The following is a 24,374-nucleotide window of genomic DNA, read 5'->3' as shown; positions in this document are numbered from 1 at the left end:
CGGCCGCGCCGTCGCGGCCGTCGAAAACCGAACCATCATTTACGGCATAGATACTGGGTATCAACCGCATCTGTTTGATGAATGCGCTTCCCGGCAGCATCTCCTCCTCATCGAAAGACGGGCCACCCCGTCACACCGAGAGGATCGAGAGATGACCCACCCTACCATCACCCTCACCGCCGCCCTGACGATGACCGTGGCGTCCCTCCTGCCGGCCGCCGCGTCGGAGGTGACCCTCGACACCGCCGCGCACGGGGCCTTCTCCGTCCCCGCCGTCATCGGCGCGGCCCACCATACGCCGGGTCTCGCGCTGAGCGCCGCCGACGTCCGTGCGCAGGGTGGTCTCCTCGTACCGGCCCTCACGCGCTGGCAGGAGGCTCGGCCGGCCATCGCCTCCGTCGAGCCCTTCAAGGCGCCCGCCACCATCACCGTGGCCTATCGGAGCCGAGACGTCGCGACGCATGCCGCGCAGGTCCTCAAGCAGGGGGGCTTCGCGACCGCGGGCGTCGTCCGGTGGCTGCCCGACGCGCCTGTTGCGGTCGAGGCCAACACGAACACGGTCAAGCTCGGGTCGCTTGAGGCCATGAACTGAGCGAGCACTCGGACAGGCCGAGGACGAGCAGTCGAGGCCCGCCCGGCGAGCCGCCCGCTGCATGAAGTCAGGAGATCAGATCATGTCCGACCACTTCGCGTCGACCGAAATCGCGGTCGAGCACGTCAGCCTTTCCTCGGCCAAGTCTTTCGAGGCGGTCCGATCCGCCTTGGAGGCTTCGGTGCCCGTCATCGACCTCGATTACGCCACGCTCCTGAAGGCCGGACGAGTGGACGAGGCGCGCGACCTCCTCGAACGGCAGGCGCCGCTCTCGATCTTCGGCTCCCGAGACCATGGCGACGTGCTGCTCACCGCCGGGTTGAGCCGCAAGGCCGTCCAGTACGACATCGGCAACCCGCTGACGGCCGCGTCGATGACCCGGCACGCCGTTTCTGCCGCCTTGTACGCGCCGATCCGGGTGCTTCTGCGTGAGGATTCCGAGGGTGGCGTCGCCTTCGAGTACGACCGCCCGGTCAGCACCTTCGGCCAGTTCGAGAATCCGCAGGTCGACCGCGTCGCTGGCGAACTCGATGAACTGCTTCGGAGCACGCTCGCCGCGGCCGCCGCGTGAGGTGAGGCGCTCGAGAACGCCGCGGATCGGGGCCGAGTGTCTCCGTTCCGCGGGGCGCGCCGTGACGCGGCAGCTCTGTTCCACGCGCGGTTCCGACGCTTGTTCGGCTTCACGGCAGCTTCGGCCGCGACCAGACCGTCTCAAAGCCACCCCTCCGAGACGTTCGAGCGGTCGTTCGGTGGTGACAGAGGCTGGCTGATCGAAGGCAACCCGCTCGCGGCCGAGCAGAGCAGGAACGGACGCGCGTTTGATACGTCTCAGAACCGGAGGAATCGCCGGAAGCGGGCGATGTTCACGAGCGACACGAGGGACGAGGCCACGTAGGTGAGGGCTGCGGCGCGCAGTACGGTGCGGGCGCCACGCATGTCGTCAGCGTCGAGGAAGCGGCCCGTTTCCAGGATGGGCAGAGCCCGCCGGTAGCTCGCATCGAGCTCGACGGGCAGCGTCAAGAGGTGAAACACGAGGCGAACGCTGAGGAGCGCGATGCCGAACCCGACCTGCAGGGTGAGCAGGGCGGGGGATTTGATGACGGCGAGCATGATGGGCGCGGTCATCATCACCAAGCCTGCGGCAAGCTCGAAGCCCTGCACGACCGGCGCGAAGGTCACCCGCGCCGCGAGCAGCCGGTCCCCCGCCGCGTGCTGGAGCGCGTGGGAGACCTCATGTGCCGCCACCGCGACCGCCGTGATGGAGCGGCCCTCATGGTTCTCCGGCGACAGGCGCACGACGTTCGCGACCGGATCGTAGTGGTCGGCCTGCGCGATCTCGACGGGAACGTGCTCGAGCCGTGCCAGGTCGAGCAGATGGCGGGCAAGCTCGCCGCCGGTCCCGGGCAGGTCCGGCCTCTCGGTGGCGTGTTGCCGCATCACCCGGCGCACCCACCACTGGGGGCCGAACACGAGACCGAACAGCAGGGCGGCGCCGAGCGCCAGGAGGATCGGCATACCGGGTATGTAGGCGCGGGGCCGAATCCGTGGAAGCGCGGCGCTGGCTCGACCGCTAGAGCCACAGTCGTGGATCGACTGGTGGCTGAGGCGTTCGCGCTTCGGCCGTCCGGCGGGTCACCGCGGCGGTCGACGAGGTGCGCGCGGCGTCGAGCGGTGGCCAGTCCGAGCTCGATCAGGGGCGCACGGCCGGCGTCTCCAGCGGCAGCGGCGCGGCGCGCGTCGCGAGGTAGAGTTCGAGCGCAACATAGTCCGGCGCGCCGTACCCGAAGGGCTCGGCGCGCATGCCGGTGAGGCAGTTGCGCAGGCGCCGTTGCAGCGAGCCGAGACCTTGCCATTCGAGGCGGTAGAGCGGGTAGCCGGTCGGGTGTCCCTGCGGGATCATCGCTGCGCCGAGGCGGTGACCCCGATGGTCGTCGTGGCAGATGGCGCAGGACAGGCCGAGCTGGCCCTGGCGCGTCTCGAACAGCGCGCGACCCGCCGCCCGCGCGGGCTCGAGCCGGGGATCGTCCGGCGGAGCGATCGGCAGCCCGCGGGACTGCGCGGCGACGAAGGCCGTGAGCGCCAGCAGGTCGGGGCTCTCGTAGGCGAGGGCCTCGGAGCCCTGATGCTCGCGGCGGCACGCGTTGACGCGAGACTGGAGGTCGATGGGCCTGCCCGTCCGCGCGTCCCAAGCGGGATAGCGTGCCGCGACGCCCCGCATCGTGGACGAGGCCTCGCCGTGGCAGCCGGCGCAGGCGAGTCCCCCGGAAATGGGCGCCTTCGCCCAGAGGTCCTCCCCGTCCGCGACCGCGAGCATGCCGGGATTGGCCCCGTCGTCCCGCTGCATCGCCTGGATCTCGGGGCTCATCTGGTCGAAGCCCGAGCGTCGCTCGGCCGGCGGGACCGGCTCCGACCGCGCGAGAGGGCTGGAGAGGAGCAGCGCCACGAGCGCCGTCTGCAGCGGGGAGCCCGAGCGGCGCGGCACGGCGGAGACTCAGGCCACGGTGATCGCCGCGGATTCGGTCTGATCGAAGCCGCCATCGCCGCGCCACGTGAAGCTGAAGCGGCCGCTGCGCGTCGCGACCCAGGTGAAGGTCAGGTAGGGGTTGGCCGCCGAAGCGGGAAACAGCTCGGCCCGGAAGATCTCCTCGTCCTCGAAGCGGCAGACGAAGTCCGTCACGATGTTGCGCGGCAGGATCCGGCCGTCGGCACCGGGGCGGAAGCCCGTCTCCATCGGGTGCGAGATCAGGGTCCTGATCGTGATCGTGTCGCCGGGCTCGGCGGTCTTCGGCAGGTTGATCAGCGTGCGGGCCATCGGGGTCAGCCCTCCAGGCAGGCGGCGAGGGTCACGATGGCATCGGCGCTCGCCGACCAGTAGGTCCCGTCGCTCATCTCGGCGATGGCGGTGATGCGCTGCGTGTCGGCGAGCCGGATGCGTGTCGAGACCTGCGCGCGGCCGGCGCCCGGCCGCAGGTGGACCGTCACGACGTTCGGCTGCGGGTTCCTCTCGTTGAACACCCCGATCCGGCGCACGTGATCCTCGGGCGTCATCGCGCTCTCGACGGCGACGGTGAGCGGCACCGTGTTGCCGTTCTCCACGAGCGGCGGCAGGTCGAGGGTCACCCGGCCCGGTCGGATCGGGTTGTCACCCGCGAAGCGTCGGATGGCGGATTCCGTCGTTTCCGTGCGCGGGAGCGTCGCCGCGGCGGCGGGGCGCAGCGCGACGGCGAGCGCGGTGCCGACCGCCCCGGCGAGCACGCCGCGCCGGTCCATCGAACGCGCGCTCCGTCTCCTGTGCCTGCTCATCGACCTTCCTCGGGACCCGCCTCGCGCAGCGTCGCCAGGAAGGCGACGACATCCTCGATCTCGGCCGCGCTCAGGATCGGCCGCCCCTGCCACGGCCGCCCCACGCGGGTGAGCCCTGTCAGGCTATAGTACGGTGGCATGATCGTCTCCGGGTTCAAGACCCGTCCGTCCACCAGCCGCAGGCGCAGCTGACCCGAGCCCAGCCGCCCGCCGACGCCCGCGAGATCCGGGGCGAGGTTGCCCTGGAACCGCTCCTCCGGGAAGGGCCCGGTATGGCAGAGAAGGCAGAGCCCGCGGGTCCGGTCCACGACGATGGCCCGGCCGCGCGCGGCATCGCCCGGTGCGCCGGTCAGGCTCTCGGGGATGGCGTCGCCGACGATCGCGGTGGGGACCAGGCCCTCCCCGGCCTGCGCCGGCGGGGCGGCGACTGCCAGCACGAGCATGGCTGCCACGCGGCCTTCCCTCATCCGAACACGTCCCGGGTGATCGTCCGGTACCAGCTCTCGCCGTAGGCCGCCTCCTGCGCGCGCACCGCGTCGGGCGCGTCGAGGGGGCTGATGCCGCCGGCTCCCGGAACGTCCGCCAGGAGGCCGTCGGTCGGGCGGAAGACGCCCGCGATCGAGATGCCGTTGCCCGGTGCGACGAGGCTCCAGCAGGTGTTGATGAGCCTCGGGTTCTCGGGCTCCCGTCCGGCCATCAGGTCGATCACCGCCTGCGCGCAGACTTTGGCCTGCGCGTTCGCCGAGAAGGCGGATTTCGGCATCGCCCCTGCGATCGCCGCGTCGCCGATGACATGGATGCCCGGCACGAGGCGCGATTCGAAGGTCACCGGATCGATCGGGCACCAGCCGCTGCGGTCGGCGCAGCCGGCCTGCGCCGCGATGGGGCCGGCGCGCTGGGGCGGGATGATGCACGCCACATCGGCCTTGTACTCGGCGAAGTCCGTGCGAACGACCATCGCGGCGGCGTCGACTTCCGTGACCGCACCGCCCGAGGCGAGCGGCACGTATTCGAGCACGTCCGGGTACAGCTTCGCCCAGGCCGCCTCGAACAGTTTCTGCTTCGAGAACGTGTCCTTGGCGTCGAGCAGGACGAGCTTCGCCTTCGGCTTCCGGGTCTTCAGGAAATGCGCGATCAGGCTCGCGCGCTCGTAGGGGCCGGGCGGGCAGCGATACGGGTTGGCGGGTGCCGAGAGGACCACCGTGCCGCCCTCCGGCATGGCCTCGAGCTGGCGGGCGAGGAGCACCGTCTGCGCCCCGGCCTTCCAGGCATGGGGCATCGCCTCGGCGGCCTTCGCGTCGTAGCCGGGCACGGCGTCGAAGCGCAGCGCGATGCCCGGCGAGAGCACCAGGCGGTCGTAGGGCAGGACTGTGCCGTCGCCGAGCGTCACCCGGCGCGCCACAGGGTCGACCGCATCCGCCGTTCCGCGCACGAAGCGGAGCCGAGCCCGGCCGAGGGCCTCGTAGCCGAAGGTCTGGGCCTCGATCCCGCGCAGGCCAACGACGACCGCGTTGCTGCCCGTGCAGGCGACATAGCGCTCGGCCGCCTCGACCAGGGTCACGTCGACGCCGCCCGCGGCGAGGCAGCGCGCCGCCGTGGCACCCCCGAACCCGGCGCCCACGACCACGACGCGCGGCGCTGTGCCACCGAGGGCCGGGCGCGCCAGCGCGGCGGCCGCGGCTCCGCCGATCAGGGCGCGGCGGGTCGGAGAAGGAGCGCGCATCACCGCGATCCCTGCGCCGCGAACCAGGCGGCGATGGCCTGGCTCTCCTGCGCGCCGAAGCCCTTGGCGATGCGGTTCATGAGCGTCGCCGGGCGCGCGCCGGTCCGGAAGGCCTCGAGGGCGCCGACGATCTCGGCTTCCGGCCGCCCCGCGAGCACGCCCATCGCGGAGCCCTCGGCGTGGCATCCGGTGCAGGACGAGGCGCCGGGCGGCGGCCGCATCTCGGCGGCGCCCGCGCCCGTTCCGCCGGCGAGGGCGGCGAGCAGCGCGAGCGCCGGCGTCATCGCCCTCATGCCCGGCGGAGATCCGTGTCCTTCAGCGGAAGCTGGCGGACGCGCTTGCCGGTCGCAGCGAAGATCGCGTTGAGCACGGCCGGCGCGGCGACCGCGATCGTCGGCTCGCCGACGCCGCCCCAGAAACCGCCGGACGGCATCAGGATGGCCTCGACCGCCGGCATCGCGTCCATCCGCATCACGGGATAGCTGTCGAAGTTCGTCTGCTCGATGCGCCCGTCCTTCACCGTGCAGGCGCCGTACAGCGCGGCCGAGAGACCGTAGACGAAGGAGCCCGCCACCTGCGCGTCGATCTGCTGCGGGTTGACCGCGTGGCCGGGGTCGGTCGCCGCCACGATACGGTGGATCTTCAGCTCGCCCTGGTCGGAGACCGAGACCTCGGCCGCGCCCGCGACGTAGCTGCCGAACCCCATCGTCTGGCAGATGCCGCGGTAGACCCCCTCGGGCGGCTTGCTGGCCCATCCGATCCGCTCGGCCACCGCCTGCAGCACGGCCCGGTGCTTCGGGTGGTTGTCCATCAGCTTCAGCCGGAAGGCGAGCGGATCCTGGCCGGCGGCGTGGGCCAGCTCGTCCATGAAGCATTCGAGATAGATGGCGTTCGGGTTCAGGTTCACGCCCCGCCAGAAGCCCGGCAGGATGTGCGGGTTGCGCATCGCGTGATCGACCAGGATGTTGGGGATCGTGTAGCCGATCGCGGCCTCCGGACCTCCGGGGTTGAGACCCTGGAAGGTGACCGGGTCGCGGCCCTCGACCATGCGCTGGGGGGCGACCGAGGCCAGGATCGACTGGCCGGAGATGCGCATGTGCAGGCCGATCAGGTTGCCGTCCCCGTCGAGGGCGGCGCGCATCCGGCACTGCGTGACCGGGTGGTACCGGCCATGCGTCATGTCCTCCTCGCGGGTCCAGATCAGCTTGACCGGCGTGCCCGGCATCTCCCTAGCGATGAGCACCGCCTGACGCACCCAGTCGTGCGTGGCGCCGCGCCGGCCGAAGCCGCCGCCGAGATGGATCTTGTAGACCTCGCACGACGTGGCCGGCAGCCCGGCGGCGTCGGCGGTCGCGGCCAGAGCCGCCTCGCCGTTCTGCGTCGGCGTCCAGACCTCGCAGCGCTCCGGCGTCCAGAGCGCGGTGGCATTCATCGGCTCCATCGTGGCGTGATTCTGGAACGGTACGCCGTAGACGGCCTCCACCACCTTGGCGGCGCCCTTGAGGGCGCCGGCCACATCGCCGGCCTTGTTGCCGACGAAGGCCTGCTCGGCGTCGAGTCCCTCGCGCAGGGTCGCCGCGATGGTCTCGCTGGAAACCGTCGCGTTCGGTCCCTCGTCCCAGGCGACCGGCAGGGCGTCGAGGGCGGTCTTGGCGCGCCAGAACGTGTCGGCCACCACCGCGACCGCGCTGTCGCCGACCTGGAGCACTCTTCGGACACCGGGCATGCCCGACACAGCCGCGGCGTCGAAGCTCCTCACGCTGCCGCCGGTCACCGGACAGTCGCGGATCGCGGCGTTGAGCAGGCCGGGCAGCTTGAGATCGATCCCGTAGACCTGGCTGCCGTCGAGCTTGGGCAGGGTGTCGAGCCGCTTCAGCGGCTTGCCGGCGATGGTCCAGTCCTTCGGATCCTTGAGCACCACGTCCTTGGGCGGCTCGATCCTGGCCGCCTCCGCGGCGACGGCGCCGTAAGTGATGCTGCGGCCGGAGGGGCCGTGGGTGATCACGCCCCGCTCGACGCGGCACTCGGCGGCGGGTACGCCCCAGCCCTTCGCGGCGGCGGCAACGAGCATCGTGCGGGCGGCGGCGCCGCCTCTTCGCACGTACTCGTGAGAATCGCGCACGCCGCGGCTGCCGCCGGTCGAGTAATCACCCCAGACGCGCTTGCGGGCGAGGTTCTGGCCCGGGCTCGGATACTCGGTGGTGACCCTGGCCCAGTCGCAGTCGAGCTCCTCGGCGACGAGTTGCGCGAGGCCGGTGAGCGTGCCCTGGCCCATCTCCGAACGGGCGATGCGAATGACCACGGTCTCGTCCGGCTTCACCACGACCCAGGCATTGACCTCCGGCGCGGTGGGCGCCGCGTCGAGAGTTGCAGCCCGTGCGGGGAACGGGATGTGGAAGCCGAGGGTGAAGAGACCGGCGCCGGCGAGCAGCGTGCGGCGGCTGGGGCGGGCAGCCTTCGGGGAGGCCTTGGATTCGAGGCTCATCTGCTCGTCCCCCGTCAGCCGGACTGGCCGCGCTCGGCGGCGATCTTGATGCCGGCGAGCACACGGTTGTAGGTGCCGCAGCGGCAGATGTTGGTGATCTCCTGGCGGATCTGCTCCTCGCTCGGACGCGCGTTCTGCGCCAGCAGCGCCGCCGAGGCCATGATCATCCCGGGCTGGCAGAAGCCGCATTGCGGCACGTCGAGCTCGGCCCAGGCTTGCTGGACCGGATGGCGGGCATCCGGGGCTAGCCCCTCGATCGTGACGATCTTCTGCCCCGCCTCGATCGCCGAGAGCGGCACGGAGCAGGAGCGGACGGCCGCTCCGTCGATATGCACGGTGCAGGCGCCGCATTGGGCGATGCCGCAGCCGTACTTGGTGCCGGTCAAACCGATCTGCTCGCGGATGACCCAGAGGAGCGGGGTGTCGGCCTCGGCATCGACCTCACGCACGACGCCGTTGACGTTCAGTCGTGCCATCTGACCCCTCTCCCGAACGAGATTATGTATCCAGTATCCCCAAAGCGGGGGAGGCCTCAAGGGAGGGCGTCAGCGACCGTCGGCAGCAGCCATCCGGCGCTCGGACAGGTCGACGTCTGCGACCCGAATGCGCCAAGGCTCTTGAGGCCCAAGGCGTGACCTCTCCTGCCATCGAACCGACTTCCCGCAGATCCCGGCCGCTGTCAGCTGGATCGGAACCGAGCACCGAGTCGTGGCCGCTGGCCTGACGCTGCTCTCCGAGCGGATCGACGCGCATCCTCGCAGCCGTCAGCCTGGCCTACTGGTACCCTTTCGGGAACGGATCGGGCTTGATCAGTTCGGGGCTGGTGTAGACGATCTCGAACTGGCCGTCGGGCTTGGCCCGGCCGACCCGGGTCTTCGACCAGAGGTGATGGTTCTCGTCGATCTTCACGTAGCCTTCCGGCGCGCCCTTGAACTCGAGGCCCGGCGAGGCCGCCACGACCTTGTCGACGTCGAAGGTGCCGGCCTTCTCGCAGGCCATCTTCCACAGGAACGGGCCGAGATAGGCCGCCTGCGTCACGTCGCCGATGACCGTCTTCTCGCCCCACATCTTCTTGAACGCGGCCACGAACGCCTTGTTGTTCTCGTTCTGGATCGACTCGAAGTACTTCATGCACGAGTAGGCCCCGGCGATGTTCTCGCCGCCGATTCCGTCGACCTCGTCCTCGGTCACCGACAGCGTCATCAGCACCTGCTTCGACAGGTCGATGCCCGCCGCCTTGAGCTGCTTGTAGAACGCCACGTTCGAGCCGCCCACGATCGTGGCGAAGATCACCTTCGGCTTGGTGAGCTTGATCTTGTTGATGACCGAGTTGAACTGCGTGTGGCCGAGGGGGAAGTACTCTTCGCCGACGACCTTGCCCTTGAGCACGGTCTCGATGTGCCGGCGGGCGATCTTGTTGGAGGTGCGCGGCCAGATGTAGTCGGAGCCGATGAAGTAGAAGCTGTCGCCGCCCTTCTCCTTGTGGACCCAGTCGAGGCCGGCGAGGATCTGCTGCGTGGCCTCCTGGCCGGTGTAGAAGACGTTCTTCGACTGCTCCAGGCCCTCGTAGAAGGTCGGATAGTACAGCAGGCCGTTGTACTGCTCGAAGACCGGCAGCACCGCCTTGCGCGAGGCCGAGGTGAAGCAGCCGAACACGGCGGCGCAATGGTCGTTGACGAGGAGCTTCTTGGCCTTCTCGGCGAAGGTCGGCCAGTCGGAGGCGCCGTCCTCCTGGATGATCTTGATCTTGCGTCCGAGCACGCCGCCGGCGTCGTTGATCTGCTGGATCGCCAGCTTCTCGCCCTGGCTCGGCCCGGTCTCCGAGATCGCCATGGTGCCGGTGATCGAGTGCAGGATGCCGACCGTCACCTCGCTGTCGGTCACCGCCAGAGCGCCGGCCTCGGCGGCCGCCGCGACGCGCGGCAGCGATGCCGCGAGCGGGGCCGCCGCCAGCCCGAGCAGCAGGCGCCGGCGGAGGGTGAAGTGCGCGGGATCGTCTGTCGCCATGGGGGGCAAATCCTTCAGATCGTTCGAGAAGGTGGGCCGCCCCGTCCGCACCGGATCAGCCGTCGCGCACGGATCGTCTCCTTAGGCACATTTCTTCAAAAGAAAATAAATTTCGCAAGATGAAAACATCGGCAGCCTGCCCATATCGGCGGCTGCGCTCCCGGGCGCCGGCTTCCTATTTGCGGCGGCGCGCCGGGGCGAGCCCGGTCAGCGCCGCGAAGGCGCGACCGGCGACCGCCTCCAGCCCCGCCGCCAAGGTGCCGCCGTCGGGCGCGAGGAGCCGGAGGCCGAGCCCGGCCGCGTTCGGCAGCGGGCTGAGCCCGGCCCGGCAGCCGGTGCGGTCGGCCGCGGCCTGGACGTCCCCGGGATCCGGCAGGCACGGGGCCGGACCGAGGATGACGAGGGCGCCGTAGGCCCGCCACGGGCCGAGCGGCGAGGCCGGATCGCAAAACTCGGCGCCGGCGATGCGCGCCCGCTCGCGGACCAGGACGGCCCCCGCCGCCGTCTCGATGCCGAGGGCGAGCTCGACGTGCTCGAACGGCCTGCAGCGGCCCTCCGGGTCGTGACACGCAATGCTCTCGGAGACGACGGCACGGGCCCCGGGCTCGAGCGTGACCCGGGTCGAGGCCGAGAGGGCGGCGCCGGGGAACAGGATCAGGGGATCGGGCACGCAGTGGAGGAAGGCATCGGCGCCGACGCGGATCCGCGTGTCCTGGCGGGCCGGCTGGTCGGCGCTGCGATGGACGACCGTGGCGGCCTGGGTGGTGACGTGCGCCGCCGAGCCCGGACCCATCGCGATGTCGAGGCCGAGATGGTCGCCGCGGTAGAGGCCGCCGGAGGCCGATTGCAGGTACAGCGTGATCAGCTCCGGCCGCTGCGGATACAGGCGGAACGGCTTCGTGATGTGGAACGGGTACGGCACGTGCTGGTCGGCGAGCACGCTGGTCCCGCCGCCGCGCACGAAGCCGAGGCGGGCCGTCGCGCGGCGGCCGGTCTGGACGTCGTCGGGCACCGCTAGGGCGCGAACAGGACGGCCCGGCCGATGGCATCCGCCACCGCGTCGATGCCGAGGCCCGCGCGCGCGTTCGTGGCGAGGACCGGCCTGCCGCTCCGGACCCGCGCGGCCTCCGCGAGCATCCCGTCGAGGTCGACGCCGACATGCGGCGCGAGGTCGATCTTGTTGATCACGAGGAGGTCGCAGCGCAGCACGCCCGGGCCGCGCTTGCGCGGGATGTCGTCGCCGCCGGCCACGTCGATCACGAAGATCCACCAGTCCACGAGGTCGAGGGAGAAGGTCGAGGCGAGGTTGTCGCCGCCGGATTCGAAGACGAGCAGCTGCAGGCCCGGGAAGCGCGCCTCCAGCGCGTCGCCCGCGGCGATGTTGAGGGTCGGGTCCTCCCGGATCACCGTGTGCGGGCAGGCCCCGGCCTCCACCGCCTCGACGCGGCGCGGATCGATCAGCCCGGAGCGGCGCAGCCGCTCGGCATCCTCCTTGGTGACGAGATCGTTCGTGATCACCGCGAGATCGACGCCCCGCGCCCGCAGCACGGGGATCAGCCGCTCGATCAGCGCGGTCTTGCCGGATCCGACCGGGCCGCCGATCCCGATCCGGGCGGCGCTCGCGGGAGTCACGTCGGTCATGGAGAGCGGGGCCGTGAGAGGGGTGGCGGGGTTCGGCGGCGCTCAGCGCAGCATGTAGCGCTGGGCGAGCGGCAGGGTCCGGGCCGGCTCGCAGGTGGCGAGCACGCCGTCGACGAAGACGTCGAAGGTCTGCGGGTCGACGCGGATCTCCGGGCAGGCGTCGTTCCAGAGCATGTCGGCCTTCGTCAGCGTGCGGGTCCCGCGGGCGGGCAGGAGCGCCTTGCGCAGGCCGAGCCGGCCGCCGAGATCGGCCTCGATCGCCAGGGGGTGGACGAAGCAGGCCGAGAGCGCCTGCTTGGCGCGCCCGAAGGCGCCCCATTGCGGGCGCATCAGCACCGGCTCGCAGGTCATCAGCGAGGCGGCGGAATCGCCCATCGCGCCCCAGGCGATGAAGCCGCCCTTGATCACGAGCTCCGGCTTGATCCCGAAGAAGGCCGGCCGCCAGACCACGATGTCGGCCATCTTGCCGGGCTCCAGCGAGCCGACATGCTCCTGGATGCCGAAGGTGCGCGCCGCGTTGATCGTGTACTTGGCGATGTAGCGCCTGATCCGGGCATTGTCGCCGAAGCCCGGCCTCTCCTCGGGGAGCGGGCCGCGCTGGTCCTTCATCTTCGAGGCGAGCTGCCACGTCCGGCAGACGACCTCGTGGATCCGGCCCATGCCCTGGCTGTCGGAGCCGAGCATCGCGATCGCCCCGATGTCGTGGAGCACGTCCTCGGCGGCGATGGTCTGGGCGCGGATGCGGCTCTCCGCGAAGGCCACGTCCTCCGGCAGGGCCGGGTTGAGGTGGTGGCACACCATCGTCATGTCGAGGTGCTCGTCGAAGGTGTTGACCGTGTAGGGGTTGGTCGGGTTCGTCGACGACGGCAGGCAGTGCGGCAGCCCGGCGACCCGGATGATGTCCGGCGCGTGGCCGCCCCCGGCCCCCTCCGTGTGGTACATGTGGATGGTGCGGCCGCCGATCGCCGCCAGCGTGTCCTCCACGAAGCCCGACTCGTTCAGCGTGTCGGTGTGGAGCTGGACCTGGAAGTCGTACGCATCGGCGAAGCCCAGGCAGGCGTCGATCGCCGCCGGCATCGCGCCCCAGTCCTCGTGGATCTTGAGGCCGAGGACGCCGGTCTCCAGCTGCTCCTTCAGGGCGGCCGGCCGGTGGGTGTTGCCGCGCCCGAGGAAGCCGAAATTCACCGGCCAAGCCTCGGCGGCCTGGAGCATGCGGCCGGTGTTGAACGGGCCGCCGGAATCGATGCCGACGGTGATCGGCCCGAGCGAGCCGCCGAGCAGGGTCGTGACGCCGGAGGCGATCGCGTGGTCCGGCAGGCCGGCGGAGTCGAAGTGCACGTGCACGTCGATGGCCCCGGGCGTCGCGATCAGGCCCTCGCAGTCGCGCACCGTCGTCCCGGCCGACACGATCAGGCGCGGGTCGACGCCGTCCATGATCGCCGGGTTGCCGGCCTTGCCGAGCGCCACGATCCGCCCGTCCTTGATGCCGAGATCGCCCTTCTGGATGCCGAGGACGGGGTCGATCACCACGACGTTGCAGAGGAGGAAGTCGAGCGCGCCCTGCGCGGCGGTCACCCCGGGCGCCATCCCGATCCCGTCGCGCAGGGTCTTGCCGCCGCCGTGCAGGCACTCGTCCCCGTAGACGGCGTGGTCGTGCTCGACGACCGCCACCAGGGCGGTGTCGGCGAGCCGCACCCCGTCCCCGGTGGTCGGCCCGTAGAGGGCGGCGTAGTCGCGGCGCGGGATCGTCACCATGGCACTCTCCCTAGGCGCCCTTGAAGCCGCGGGCCTTGGCGCGGGCGAGGGCCGCCGCCCGCGCCGCGTCGTCGGGCAGGGTCCCCTGCGTCAGGTCGTTGAGCCCGGTCAGCTCCCGGGCGCCGCCGAAGCCGACCAGCGTCACGGTCTTGCGCTGGCCCGGCTCGAAGCGGATCGCCGTCCCGGCCGGGATGTCGAGGCGGTGTCCCAGGGCCGCCGCCCGGTCGAAGTCGAGCGCCCGGTTCACCTCGAAGAAGTGGTAGTGCGAGCCGATCTGGACCGGGCGGTCGCCGGTGTTGACGACGTCGAGGGTGACCCGCGGGCGGCCCGCGGCGAGCTCGATCGCGCCGTCGGCCGGCAGGATCGCGCCGGGCTCCAGGGTGTCGGCGGGGGCGCCCGCCCGGGCGCGGACCGGCTCGTGGACCGTGACGAGCTTGGTGCCGTCCGGGAAGACGCCCTCGACCTGCAGGATCGGCAGCATGGCGGCGATGCCCGGCATCACGTCCTCGGTCGACAGGATCGTGGAGCCCCAGCCGATGAGGTCGGCGACGCTGCGCCCGTCGCGCGCGCCCTCCAGGATCTCGTCGGTGATGAGCGCCACCGCCTCGGGGTAGTTGAGCTTGAGGCCGCGGGCCCGGCGCTTGCGGGCGAGCTCGGCCGCGGTGAAGATCGTGAGCCGTTCCAGCTCGGTGGGCGTGAGCAGCATCACCCGCTCCCTAGTTGGCGAACAGGCGCAGGTCGGCGCGCGCGTGCCGCATCGCGGCGACCTCGATCAGCGGCGTGAAGCCCGTGAGGACGATCGCGCCGTCGGGGTCCTCGGTCACGGGCCGCTCGGCGATCTCCGCGACGAGCGGCAGCACCGTCTGGAGGGCCTGCTGGCCCTGGATGGCGCCCACCTGACCGAGCCGGACCGTGGCCGAGACCAGGCCGGAGACGAGCTGGTAGCCGGCGACGGCCGCCGCCTCCGCTTCCGACAGGCCCAGCCCCCGCCACAGGGCGCCCTGCACGGTGGCGAGGTGCCCCAGCATGAGCCCGGACCGGATCGCGGCGCGGATGTCCCCGGCACCGGGCGTCGCCAGCCGCGCGTGGGTGGTCAGCAGGGAGGCGCCGTTGCGCCGGCTGCCGGTGCGCATCGCCTCGACGAGGGTGGCCGCCTCCACGGCGGCGTCGATGCGGCCGAGCCGGGCCGGATCGGGGCCGGCGCGGTGGGCGAGGATCAGGGCGACGCGGTCGCTCTCCGCCCACCGGAAGCGCACGAGGGCCGTGAGCGTCCGCGTCAGGCTCCCCGTGTCGAAGGCCGGGTCGCTCGCGACGAGCCCCTCGATCCCGTTGGAGAAGGCGAAGCTCCCGCTCGGGAAGGCGGCGTCGGCCTGCTGGAACGCCAGGAGCCGGCTCAGCACGGTGCCGCCTCGTTGAGGATGGTGTGGGTCACCTGTCGGTCGGTGACGAGGGCGCCGAGGCGGACGAGGTACGCGTCGGCCGGCCCGTCCAGGGCCACCAGGAGGGCGCCGTCGGCGAAGCGGACCCGCCAGTGGAGGTTGCCGGCGTGGTAGCCGAGTTCGAGGGCGGCGGCCTGGCTGTCCGGGACGAGGCGGAGCCAGCGCTCGGAGCCGACCCGGGCGACGAGGGCGCGGTCCGCGTCCAGCGCCAGCACGGCCCCGTCGAAGAGCGGCTCGTCCCGCGGCAGGGCGAGGGCGATCTCCTCGCCGGACTGGGTGGTCGCGCGGATCCGCCGCCGGGCGACGTCGGTGCTCGACACGACGAGCACGTCCACCGCGCCGTGATGCGCGAGATGGTGCAGGCGCTCGGCCATCCCGGATTCGTGCCGGCTGCCCAGGATACGATGGATCACACGCATGTCGGTCCGCGTCCCGCTCCCCGTCGCCAGGATCGAACTGGGCCTTGCAAGAGCCGGTCCGCCGTTCGGCGCGTCACCGGCAGCACCGGCTCAGACATCGAGCGTGGTCTCGCGCTCCCAGGCGGTGAAATGGGCGCAGTAGCTGTCCCACTCATTTTGCTTCAACTTGAGGTAGGCGACGGAGAACGCGCCGCCCAGATTGTCCCGCAGGGCCTCGTCGGCCTCGAAGGCCCGCAGCGCGTCCAGCAGGTTGAGCGGCAGGCGCGGCGCGCCGGTGACGGCGTGGCCGTCGCGGTACATGTCGACGTCGCTGTGCGGCCCGGGATCGGCCGCCGACGCCAGGCCGTCCAGGCCCGCCGCCAGGATCGCCGCCTGGAGCAGGTACGGATTGGCCGCCCCGTCGGGCAGGCGCAGCTCGAACCGGCCCGGCCCGGGCACGCGCACCATGTGGGTGCGGTTGTTGCCGGTCCAGGTCACGGCGTTCGGCGCCCAGGTCGCGCCCGAGATCGTGCGGGGCGCGTTGATGCGCTTGTAGGAATTGACCGTCGGGTTGGTGATCGCGGCGAGCGCGGGCGCGTGCCGCATGATCCCGCCGAGGAAGTGCCGGCCCCGGGTCGAGAGGCCGAACGGCATCTCGGGATCCGCGAAGGCGTTCACGGTGCCGGCCGCGTTCCACACCGAGACGTGGCAGTGGCAGCCGTTGCCGGTCAGCCCCGGGAACGGCTTCGGCATGAAGGTCGCCCGCAGGCCGTGCCGCTCGGCGACCGAGCGGACCATGAACTTGAAGAAGGCGTGCTTGTCGGCGGTGGCCAGCGCGTCGTCGTATTCCCAGTTCATCTCGAACTGGCCGTTCGCGTCCTCGTGGTCGTTCTGGTAGGGCTTCCAGCCGAGCGCCAGCATGTGGTCGCAGATCTCGGCGATCACGTCGTAGCGGCGCATCAGCGCCTGCTGGTCGTAGCAGGATTTCTCCGCCCGATCGTGGTGATCCGAGATCGCCGATCCGTCCGCGCTCAGCAGGAAGAACTCGGCCTCGACGCCGGTCTTGACCCGCAGGCCCTCGTCGGCGGCCCGCGCCACGAGCTGCTTCAGCACCACCCGGGGCGCCTGGTCGACGGGGGCGTCCGCCATGGTGCAGTCGGCCGCCACCCAGGCGACGTCCGGCTTCCAGGGCAGGCGGATCACCGAGGCGGCGTCCGGCATCGCGAACAGGTCGGGATGGGCCGGTGTCAGGTCGAGCCAGGTGGCGAAGCCTGCGAAGCCCGCGCCGTCGCGCTGCATGGCGCCGATCGCCTGCGCGGGCACCAGCTTGGCGCGCTGGCAGCCGAACAGGTCCGTGTAGGAGATCATGAAGTACTTTACGCCGTGCTCGGCGGCGTAAGTCGAAAGGTCGGTCGTCACGGCAGCCCCCTGAGCGCGGATCGTTTGGGGGCCGGCCGCGCCCCGTTCCGGCGCGACCGGCGGGGTTGAAGGGCCCTAGAAGCCCGCTTTGCCCGGGTACCAGTCGGTGCCGGCCAGCGGCACGCGGGCCATGGCGGCGGCCTCGAGCGTCAGCGCCACGAGATCCTCGGGCTCCAGATTGTGCAGGTGGTTGTGGCCGCAGGCGCGGGCGATGGTCTGCGCCTCCAGGGTCATCACCTTCAGGTAGTTGGCGAGCTTCCGCCCGGCGCGGACCGGGTCGAGGCGGGCCGCTAGCTCGGGGTCCTGCGTGGTGATGCCCGCCGGGTCGCGGCCCTCGTGCCAGTCGTCGTAGGCACCCGCCGTGGAGCCGAGCTCGCGGTACTCCTCCTCGTAGGCCGGGTCGTTGTCGCCGATGGCGACGAGCGCCGCGGTGCCGATCGAGACCGCGTCCGCCCCCAGCGCGATGGCCTTGGCGACGTCCGCGCCCGAGCGGATGCCGCCCGAGATCACGAGCTGCACGCTCCGGTGCAGGCCGAGATCCTGCAGCGCCTGCACGGCGGGGCGGATGCAGGCGAGCGTCGGCTGGCCGACATGCTCGATGAACACGTCCTGAGTCGCCGCCGTGCCGCCCTGCATGCCGTCGAGGACGACGACGTCGGCCCCGGCCTTCGCGGCCAGTGCGGTGTCGTAATAGGGCCGGGCGCCGCCGACCTTCACGTAGATCGGCTTCTCCCAGTCGGTGATCTCGCGCAGTTCGCCGATCTTGATCTCGAGATCGTCCGGGCCGGTCCAGTCCGGATGCCGGCAGGCGGAGCGCTGGTCGATGCCCTTGGGCAGGTCGCGCATGGCGGCGACCCGGTCGGAGATCTTCTGGCCGAGCAGCATGCCGCCGCCGCCGGGCTTGGCGCCCTGGCCGACCACCACCTCGATGGCGTCGGCGCGCCGGAGGTCGCGCGGGTTCATGCCGTAGCGGGAGGGCAGGTACTGGTAGACGAGGATGTCGGAATGGCCGCGCTCCTCGTCGGTCATGCCGCCGTCCCCCGTGGTGGTGGAGGTGCCGGCCAGCGTAGCGCCGCGGCCGAGGGCCTCCTTGGCGTTGGCGGACAGGGATCCGAAGCTCATGCCGGCGATGGTGATCGGGATCTTCAACGCGATCGGTTTCTTGGCAAATCGCGTGCCGAGGGTGATGCCGGTCCCGCAGGCCTCCCGGTAGCCCTCCAGGGGATAGCGGGACATCGAGGCGCCGAGGAACAGCAGGTCGTCGAGATGCGGGAGCTTGCGCTTCGTGCCGCCGCCGCGGATGTCGTAGATGCCGGTGGCCGCGGCCCGGCGGATCTCCGCCAGGGTGTGGTCGTCGAAGGTCGCCGACTTGCGCGGCGGCATCGGCGGGTTCTGATAGGTCATGCCCGGTCTCCCGCTTGAGCCGCTCCCGATCGGGAGCGGCTTTAAGTCCTTGATTCGACGCGCTCGCTCGCGCCGAACCGGTATCCACTCCGGCGGCGCGCTCTCAGTAGGCGTCGGCGTTGTCGATATTGAAGCTGTAGAGTTTGCGGGCCGAGCCGTAGCGCCGGAACTCTTCCGGCCGGACGTCCGCGACCCCGGCGCGGTCCAGCAGGGCCGCGAGGTGCGCGCGGTGCTCGGGGCGCATCGGCTTCTCGACGCAGTCGGCCCCGAGGCTCTTCACGCTGCCGCGGACGAACAGCTTCGCCTCGTAGAGCGAGTCGCCCAGCGCCTCGCCGGCATCGCCCAGGACCACGAGGGATCCGGACTGGCCCATGAAGGCCGACATGTGCCCGATCGAGCCGTGCACGACGATGTCGATGCCCTTCATGGAGATGCCGCAGCGCGAGGCCGCGTTGCCCTTGATGACGAGGAGGCCGCCGCGCCCGGTGGCGCCAGCATATTGCGAGGCGTCGCCCTCGATCACGACGGTGCCGGACATCATGTTCTCGGCGACGCCGGGGCCCGCCGAGCCCTGCACCGTGACGGTGCCGCCGTCGTTCATGCCGGCGCAGTAATAGCCGACCGAGCCCCGCACCGTGACGGTGACGGGCCCGTCGATCCCGACCGCCACCGCGTGCTGGCCCCGCGGGTTCAGCACCTCGAATTCGGTGTCGTTGGCGCCCGGAGCGACGCCGTGGAGGGCCTGGTTCAGGGCGCGCAGGGGCGTCGCCGCCAGATCGAAGACAGGCATGGGCGAGATCCGTGACGAGATCCGTGACGAGAAGGCTGCGGGGGCGGCTCAGGCGGCCCGCCGCTGATCCCAGAAGTAGACGGTCGCCGGCTCGGGCTCCCAGACGCGGGCGGATTCGATCCCCGGCAGGCCGACGAGCGCCCGGTATTCCGAGCCGAAGGCGACGTAGCGCTCGGTCTCGGCCATGATCGCCGGCTTGCAGGCGATCGGGTCGCGCAGCACCCCGAAGCCGGACTTGGTGCCGACCACGAAGGTGAAGAACCCGTCGAGATCCGTGAGCGCCCCCGCGAGCGCCGCGCCGAGGTCCCGGCCCCGCGCCATCGCGGTGGTGAGATAGGCCGCCGCGACCTCGGAATCGTTCTCCGTCTCGAAGGCCATACCGTCCCGGGCGAGGCTCCGGCGCAGGTTGTTGTGGTTCGACAGCGAGCCGTTATGCACGAGGCACTGGTCGGCGCCCGTCGAGAACGGGTGCGCGCCCATCGTGGTCACGGCCGATTCCGTCGCCATCCGGGTGTGGCCGATGCCGTGGGTGCCCGACATTCCGGCGATGCCGAAGCGCGCCACCACGTCCTTCGGCAGGCCGACCTCCTTGTAGATCTCCACGCTCTCGCCCGCGCCCATCACGCGCAGATCGGGCGCGAGGCCCTTCAGGGCGCCGCGCGTCGCGGCGAGGCAGTCGGACGCCACGGTGATGACCGCGTGCGAGCTCTTCACCGCCGCCCGCGCCGAGCCGCCGGAGGCCTCCGCGAGGCGCTGCTCCAGGGCGGGGAAATCCGCCTCCGGGCGTGCCGACTGCACGGTGATCTTCGACAGGCCGGGGGCCGGCGGCCGGTAGATCGCGAGGCCGGCCGAGTCCGGCCCCCGATCCGTCATGGTGACGAGCATGTCGGCGAGCAGCGCGCCGAGCCGCGGCTCCAGGGCGGGGTCCTTCAGGAACAATCCGACGATGCCGCACATGGCACCACCTCCGTCGCGGGTTCGACCGGAGCATAGGTGGCCTGCGCGGCGGAAATCAACCCTCAAGAAATAAGATTTCTTCCTGAGAACAGCGCGGCCTGTCAGCCGGTGCGGCCCGACTGTGGATACGCGATCACCGAGAGGTAGCGGGCCGGCAGCACGAGCAGCTCCGCCGGCCCGTGCGGGGCATCGGCGTCGAAGAACAGGCTGTCGCCGGGCTGCATGTGGAAGTGCCGGTCCCCGTGCCGGTACAGCACCTCGCCCTCCAGCATGTAGAGGAACTCCAGGCCGGGGTGCTGGAAGGTCGGGAACACGTCCGAATCGGTCGTGAGCGTGATCAGGTACGGCTCGACCGTCACGCCGCTGGTGTTCTCGTGGATGTGCCCGAGCAGGTTGTACTGGTGCCCGGCCCGCGTGCCGCGCCGCTCCAGCTCGATCCCCTCCCCGGCCTTGACGAAGACCGCGTTGCGGACCTCCTCGTAGCCGCGGAAGAAGCCGGTGATCGGCATGCCGAGCGCCTGGGCGAGCAACTGCAGCGTCGTCAGGGACGGCGAGATGTTGCCGTTCTCGATCTTCGACAGCATGCCGGGCGACAGGCCGGTCGTCGCGGCGAGGTCCGCCGAGGTGATGCCGAGCCGCTTCCGGCGCTCGCGCACCGCGTGGCCGATCGCGCGCTCGAGGTTGTTCTCGCGCGGCTCGCGGACGGCGTGCGGATCCTGCAGCAGGACCGGCTCCCGCTCCGGCCGCGGGGCCTCCCCTGCCGTCCGGTTCGAAGCGCCTGACGGCATGGCGGATCTCCCTCCTCGGCGATCGTGGGCTCCGGCCACGCGGGTCCTCCGCCGCCGTGCCGCGGCGTCGGACGCCTGTCAACGTCGCGATCCGCGACCCGTCGAGGAATCGCGGTTGAGGACGGATCGGCGCGCGGCGCCGACGGCCGGAGCGCGGACGCTCGACCGCGCCGGGGGCGGCGTGGCATCGTCCCGGCCGGCAGCGCGCCGCGCTCCGTGCGTGATCTCACGCCGCCGGATCCGAACCCGTCGCAGGGTTGGCCGGCGGGGCGAGCCGGTCGCCCCGCCGGCGCGAATCGAGGGTGGGCATGGCCGGGACAGGACCAAGCAGGCGCGGGATCCTCGCGGGCGGCGGCGCCGCGGCGGCGGCCGCGCTGCTGCCGCGGGCGGCCCGGGCCGCGCCGCGGATCATCCTCAACGACGCGAGCGGCCTCAACCCGACCCCGGTGACGCGCCACGCCGTGCTCCCGACGGGGTCGACCGACGCCCTGATCGAGGCCGTGCGCGCCGAGATCCGGGACGCCGCCGCCGCCGGCCGGCCGGTCGCCGTCGGCGTCGCCCGCCATTCCATGGGCGGCCAGAGCCTCGCCCGCGACGGGACGGCCGTGACCCTGGAGGGCGGCCCGATCGAGCCCGACACAGCCGCCGGCCTCTACCGGGTCGGGGCCGGCGCGCGCTGGTCGCAGGTCATCCGGCAGCTCGACCGGATCGGCTACTCGCCGACGGTCATGCAGTCGAACAGCGATTTCGGGGTCGGCTCGACCTTCTGCGTCAACGCCCACGGCTGGCCCGCGCCGCACGGCCCGTTCGGCTCCACCGTCCGCGCCCTCCGCCTCGTCCTGGCCGACGGCAGCCTCGTGACCTGCTCCCGCGAGGAGAACGCCGAGCTGTTCGGGCTGGCGATGGGCGGCTACGGCCTGTTCGGCATCGTGGTCGACCTCGTGGTCGAGATGGTGCCGAACCGCCTCCTGACGCCGACCTTCGCGGTGATGCCGGCCGCGGATTTCGCGCCGGCCTTCGCGGCGGCGGTAGCGCGCGACGCCCGCCTGCGGATGGCCTACGGCCGGCTCTCGGTCGCGCAGGCCGGATTCTTCGACGAGGCGATCCTCGTCACCTACGCGGTGGCCGAGCAGCCGCCGCAGGTCCTGCCCGCGGCGGCCGCCCAGGGGGCGTTCTCGGCGGTCTCGCGGGAGATCTACCGCGCCCAGGTCGGCAGCGAGTTCGGCAAGCGCGCCCGCTGGATCGCCGAGACCCGGCTCAACCCGACGCTCGATCCCGGCCTCGCCACCCGCAACAGCCTGATGAACGAGCCGGTCGCCAACCTCGCCTCGCGCGACCGCAGCCGCACCGACATCCTGCACGAGTACTTCGTCCCGCCCGAGCGCTTCGACGCGTTCCTCGCCGCCTGCCGCGAGACCATCCCGCGCTCGGGCTGCGACTGCCTCAACGTCACCCTGCGCTACGTGGCGGCGGACCCGGACTCGACGCTGGCCTACGCGCCGGGCCCGCGCATCGGCGCGGTGATGTCGTTCTCGCAGGGCCTCACCCCCGGCGACGAGGCCGGGATGATGCGCATGACCGAGGCCCTGATCGAGCGCGTCGTGGCGATCGGCGGGGCCTATTACCTGCCCTACCGCCTGCACGCCCGGCGCGACCAGATGGCCCGGGCCTATCCCAGGCTCGACGCCTTCGTGGCGGCCAAGCGCCGCTACGATCCGGGGCTGCTGTTCCGGAACGCTCTGTGGTCGACCTACATGGCCTGACCGCGCCCCGGCACGGATCCGCCTCGCGCGGGCCGCGCGTGCCGACTCAGGAGACGCCCATGAGACCCACGCCCCCGCAGGTGGCCGCCCTCGCCTTCGCGGCCATCCTGCTGTTCGCCGCCGCCACCGACTACGTCCCGGCCTTCCGGGACGCGGAGGGCCGCGTCTTCGGCCTGTTCTGGCTCGACGTCTACAAGGACGCGCTCCACCTCGCCTCCGGCCTGTGGGCGCTGGCCGCCGGCCTGTGGTCGCGCTCCGCCGCCGTGACCTTCCTGCGGGCCTTCGGGGCGATCTACCTCCTCGACGGCGTCGTCGGCGTGCTCACTGGGTCGAGCTTCCTCGACCTGTCGCTGTTCCTGAAGGGCTTCCAGGACAGCCCGCTCCTGTCCAACGGCCCGCACCTGAGCCTCGGCCTCGCCGGCGTCGTGCTCGGCTGGTGGCCGTGGCGCGCCCGGAACGCGGCCGGGGTCGCCGCGTGAGCCCCCGGCCCCCCCGCCGCCGGCGACGGGTCGTCCGCTGGGCGGTCGCCGGCCTCGCCGTTCTGGCCCTCGCCTGCGCCCTGCCCGTCGCGGCGATCGAGGGGGGCTGCACGGTCAGGCCCGATCCCGCCGGGCCGGGGCGTTCGGCGGGCGGCTCGCGCTTCGGGATCGCCCCCGAGGGCTACAAGCGCGCGGCCGGCGACAGCTACCTCACCTTCCCCGAATGGGACATCGTCCACGCCTACGCGGACCTCGCCGGGGTGACGCGTTCCGCCTCGGAATCGGCCTTCGACTACTGGGCGGCGACGACGGGCTTCTGGACGAGCCTGTGCGGAGCGACCCGGGCGGCCGGGCGCACCGGCGACGTCACCGCGGGCCAGAAAGTCGCCAACTACGTGATCGGCCTGAGCTTCACGGCCGAGATGCTGATCCAGGGCGCCTACGAGCGCACCCTCGGGGCGCTGACCGCGCGGTGGCGGGGGCCGGAGCCGACGGACGAGGACCGGTTCAACGCCCGGCTGCTCGGGGATTACGCCGCGTTCCTGCGCCAGACCCCCTGGTACCGCTACCCGTTCGACGCGGAGCTGTCCCGGCTCTGGCACGAGGTCCCGTTCACGCCGTCCCTGCGGGCGGTCGAGCGGCGCGGCGCGCTCACGCTGCAATACGGGGTGAAATGGGCCTACGCCCAGGGGATCGCGTGGCTCGCCGGGATGGACCCGGCCGGCCTGACGATCCGCAGCGTCGTGGCGGGGCTCGATGCCGGCGACGCGGCCGCCGACCCGCGCATCACCCTCCTCGGCCCCGTCCCGGCCGGCGACGGCGGCCCGGCCGCCCTGATGGAGACCTCGCGCTACCGGGCCTTCACGGAGATCGTCCGGGGCCTCGGCGCGCGGGGCCGGACCGTCCTGGAGATCGCCGGCAACCACCGGATCCTCACCACCGTCCTCCTGCCGCCGGGCCGGACGGTCACCCTCGCCGGGGCCGAGCCGCTGTTCGCGATGCCGATCCAGTCCGAGCCGGGCTGGCAGCGCGTCGGCTACGACACCGCGGTGGAGCAGCTCGTCGCGCAGATCCGCGCCGTGGAGGCCGCGGGGGGCCGGTTCGAGCATGCCTACGATTACTGATCGGCGCCCGCGGCGCGGCCTGCCGGTCGGCGCCGTCGCGGCGGCGCTCGCCGGGGGGCTCGGCGTGACCGCGCTGACCGCCCTCGCGGTCCAGCCGGAGACCGTGGTGGCGCTCGGGAACCCCGCCGCCCTGGCGGCCGCCGACGACGGGGCCCTAGTCTCGTCCGGCCGCGCGTACCTGGTGCTCCGGCCCGCCGCGCCGGGCGCGGTCCGGCGCCTCTACGCGGGCGGTGCCTGGCTGGTCCTGCCGGCGCCCGGGACCGGCTGCCTCGGCGTGCGCTGAGGACAGCGCCCGCGGGGCGGCCGG

At 72.0% G+C, this 24,374-nt stretch carries 27 protein-coding genes; 6 read left to right on the top strand and 21 right to left on the bottom strand.

The features are described 5' to 3' along the window. Positions 1 to 151: 151 nt before the first annotated feature. Both BLW78_RS19515 and BLW78_RS19510 read left to right on the top strand, forming a co-directional pair. Positions 152 to 592, top strand: a complete 441-nt coding sequence (locus BLW78_RS19515) for a hypothetical protein (protein ID WP_091681523.1) — start codon at positions 152 to 154, stop codon at positions 590 to 592. Between the two features lie 82 nt (positions 593 to 674). Then, entirely contained in the window at positions 675 to 1,163 is a 489-nt protein-coding gene (locus BLW78_RS19510) for a DUF302 domain-containing protein (RefSeq protein WP_091681522.1), read from the top strand. Positions 1,164 to 1,420: 257 nt separating this feature from the next. Here BLW78_RS19510 and BLW78_RS19505 read toward each other — a convergent pair whose 3' ends face one another. The 21 genes from BLW78_RS19505 to BLW78_RS19405 all read right to left on the bottom strand — a co-directional run bounded on the left by BLW78_RS19505 (position 1,421) and on the right by BLW78_RS19405 (position 20,701). Next, positions 1,421 to 2,107, bottom strand: a complete 687-nt coding sequence (locus BLW78_RS19505; RefSeq protein ID WP_056531341.1) for a zinc metallopeptidase — start codon at positions 2,105 to 2,107, stop codon at positions 1,421 to 1,423. A gap of 175 nt (positions 2,108 to 2,282) precedes the next feature. Further along, positions 2,283 to 3,029, bottom strand: a complete 747-nt coding sequence (gene soxA, locus BLW78_RS19500; RefSeq protein ID WP_244526989.1) for a sulfur oxidation c-type cytochrome SoxA — start codon at positions 3,027 to 3,029, stop codon at positions 2,283 to 2,285. Positions 3,030 to 3,083: 54 nt separating this feature from the next. Next, entirely contained in the window at positions 3,084 to 3,404 is a 321-nt protein-coding gene (locus tag BLW78_RS19495) for a thiosulfate oxidation carrier complex protein SoxZ (RefSeq protein WP_020095601.1), read from the bottom strand. Between the two features lie 5 nt (positions 3,405 to 3,409). Beyond that, positions 3,410 to 3,862, bottom strand: a complete 453-nt coding sequence (locus BLW78_RS19490; RefSeq protein ID WP_056531344.1) for a SoxY-related AACIE arm protein — start codon at positions 3,860 to 3,862, stop codon at positions 3,410 to 3,412. Positions 3,863 to 3,891: 29 nt separating this feature from the next. Further along, positions 3,892 to 4,338: a sulfur oxidation c-type cytochrome SoxX gene (soxX, locus tag BLW78_RS19485; RefSeq protein WP_234083010.1), complete on the bottom strand. Its 447-nt coding sequence runs from the start codon at positions 4,336 to 4,338 to the stop codon at positions 3,892 to 3,894. A 20-nt stretch (positions 4,339 to 4,358) separates the two neighbouring features. After that, entirely contained in the window at positions 4,359 to 5,618 is a 1,260-nt protein-coding gene (locus BLW78_RS19480) for an NAD(P)/FAD-dependent oxidoreductase (protein WP_170855190.1), read from the bottom strand. Continuing rightward, positions 5,618 to 5,911 carry a c-type cytochrome gene (locus tag BLW78_RS19475; protein ID WP_026605315.1) on the bottom strand — a complete coding sequence of 98 codons (294 nt, stop codon included), beginning with the start codon at positions 5,909 to 5,911 and terminating at the stop codon, positions 5,618 to 5,620. The genes BLW78_RS19480 and BLW78_RS19475 overlap by 1 nt, the downstream gene beginning before the upstream one ends. Next, positions 5,908 to 8,103, bottom strand: a complete 2,196-nt coding sequence (locus BLW78_RS19470) for a xanthine dehydrogenase family protein molybdopterin-binding subunit (protein WP_091681519.1) — start codon at positions 8,101 to 8,103, stop codon at positions 5,908 to 5,910. Before BLW78_RS19470 ends, BLW78_RS19475 begins: the two co-directional genes overlap by 4 nt. A gap of 14 nt (positions 8,104 to 8,117) precedes the next feature. Next, positions 8,118 to 8,579, bottom strand: coding sequence for a (2Fe-2S)-binding protein (locus tag BLW78_RS19465; RefSeq protein WP_020095607.1), 462 nt, complete (start codon positions 8,577 to 8,579; stop codon positions 8,118 to 8,120). 298 nt (positions 8,580 to 8,877) lie between these two features. Further along, a complete protein-coding gene (gene urtA, locus BLW78_RS19460) occupies positions 8,878 to 10,110 on the bottom strand; it encodes an urea ABC transporter substrate-binding protein (RefSeq protein ID WP_091681517.1) in 1,233 nt (410 codons plus the stop codon). Positions 10,111 to 10,285: 175 nt separating this feature from the next. Then, the gene (locus BLW78_RS19455; protein ID WP_091681516.1) at positions 10,286 to 11,122 is read right to left on the bottom strand and encodes an urease accessory protein UreD; all 837 of its coding nucleotides are present in this window, start codon (positions 11,120 to 11,122) and stop codon (positions 10,286 to 10,288) included. Between the two features lie 2 nt (positions 11,123 to 11,124). Beyond that, positions 11,125 to 11,751 (bottom strand): urease accessory protein UreG, encoded by a 627-nt coding sequence (ureG, locus tag BLW78_RS19450; protein ID WP_091681514.1) that lies wholly within the window; start codon positions 11,749 to 11,751, stop codon positions 11,125 to 11,127. Positions 11,752 to 11,793: 42 nt separating this feature from the next. Next, positions 11,794 to 13,506: an urease subunit alpha gene (gene ureC, locus BLW78_RS19445; RefSeq protein WP_091681513.1), complete on the bottom strand. Its 1,713-nt coding sequence runs from the start codon at positions 13,504 to 13,506 to the stop codon at positions 11,794 to 11,796. Between the two features lie 10 nt (positions 13,507 to 13,516). Next, entirely contained in the window at positions 13,517 to 14,212 is a 696-nt protein-coding gene (locus tag BLW78_RS19440) for an urease subunit gamma (protein ID WP_091681511.1), read from the bottom strand. A 10-nt stretch (positions 14,213 to 14,222) separates the two neighbouring features. Next, the gene (locus BLW78_RS19435) at positions 14,223 to 14,906 is read right to left on the bottom strand and encodes an urease accessory protein UreF (RefSeq protein ID WP_091681510.1); all 684 of its coding nucleotides are present in this window, start codon (positions 14,904 to 14,906) and stop codon (positions 14,223 to 14,225) included. Then, positions 14,900 to 15,364: an urease accessory protein UreE gene (gene ureE / locus BLW78_RS19430; RefSeq protein WP_091681508.1), complete on the bottom strand. Its 465-nt coding sequence runs from the start codon at positions 15,362 to 15,364 to the stop codon at positions 14,900 to 14,902. Before ureE ends, BLW78_RS19435 begins: the two co-directional genes overlap by 7 nt. Positions 15,365 to 15,454: 90 nt before the next feature. Beyond that, positions 15,455 to 16,762: a type III glutamate--ammonia ligase gene (glnT, locus tag BLW78_RS19425; protein WP_091681506.1), complete on the bottom strand. Its 1,308-nt coding sequence runs from the start codon at positions 16,760 to 16,762 to the stop codon at positions 15,455 to 15,457. 75 nt (positions 16,763 to 16,837) lie between these two features. Beyond that, positions 16,838 to 18,166 carry an FMN-binding glutamate synthase family protein gene (locus tag BLW78_RS19420; RefSeq protein ID WP_091681504.1) on the bottom strand — a complete coding sequence of 443 codons (1,329 nt, stop codon included), beginning with the start codon at positions 18,164 to 18,166 and terminating at the stop codon, positions 16,838 to 16,840. A gap of 103 nt (positions 18,167 to 18,269) precedes the next feature. Then, on the bottom strand, positions 18,270 to 18,956 hold the full coding sequence (locus tag BLW78_RS19415; RefSeq protein WP_091681502.1) for a GltB/FmdC/FwdC-like GXGXG domain-containing protein: 687 nt from the start codon (positions 18,954 to 18,956) through the stop codon (positions 18,270 to 18,272). Positions 18,957 to 19,004: 48 nt separating this feature from the next. Then, positions 19,005 to 19,913: a class II glutamine amidotransferase gene (locus BLW78_RS19410; RefSeq protein WP_091681501.1), complete on the bottom strand. Its 909-nt coding sequence runs from the start codon at positions 19,911 to 19,913 to the stop codon at positions 19,005 to 19,007. 101 nt (positions 19,914 to 20,014) lie between these two features. Next, a complete protein-coding gene (locus BLW78_RS19405; RefSeq protein ID WP_020095167.1) occupies positions 20,015 to 20,701 on the bottom strand; it encodes a helix-turn-helix domain-containing protein in 687 nt (228 codons plus the stop codon). Positions 20,702 to 21,009: 308 nt separating this feature from the next. Here BLW78_RS19405 and BLW78_RS19400 point away from each other — a divergent pair, with 308 nt between their 5' ends. The 4 genes from BLW78_RS19400 to BLW78_RS19385 are packed head-to-tail and all read left to right on the top strand — an operon-like array spanning position 21,010 to position 24,350. Then, a complete protein-coding gene (locus tag BLW78_RS19400) occupies positions 21,010 to 22,464 on the top strand; it encodes an FAD-binding oxidoreductase (RefSeq protein WP_091681499.1) in 1,455 nt (484 codons plus the stop codon). A gap of 59 nt (positions 22,465 to 22,523) precedes the next feature. Further along, positions 22,524 to 22,943, top strand: coding sequence for a DUF4383 domain-containing protein (locus tag BLW78_RS19395; RefSeq protein WP_091681498.1), 420 nt, complete (start codon positions 22,524 to 22,526; stop codon positions 22,941 to 22,943). Then, a complete protein-coding gene (locus BLW78_RS19390; RefSeq protein ID WP_244526986.1) occupies positions 22,940 to 24,067 on the top strand; it encodes a hypothetical protein in 1,128 nt (375 codons plus the stop codon). The genes BLW78_RS19395 and BLW78_RS19390 overlap by 4 nt, the downstream gene beginning before the upstream one ends. Continuing rightward, positions 24,051 to 24,350 carry a hypothetical protein gene (locus tag BLW78_RS19385; RefSeq protein ID WP_056530802.1) on the top strand — a complete coding sequence of 100 codons (300 nt, stop codon included), beginning with the start codon at positions 24,051 to 24,053 and terminating at the stop codon, positions 24,348 to 24,350. Before BLW78_RS19390 ends, BLW78_RS19385 begins: the two co-directional genes overlap by 17 nt. The last annotated feature ends 24 nt before the right edge of the window (positions 24,351 to 24,374 follow it).

The sequence above is a fragment of the Methylobacterium sp. 275MFSha3.1 genome (assembly GCF_900108435.1).
In the GTDB taxonomy this organism is placed as follows: Bacteria; Pseudomonadota; Alphaproteobacteria; order Rhizobiales; family Beijerinckiaceae; genus Methylobacterium.
This window is presented reverse-complemented; position numbering and strand designations above follow the sequence as displayed.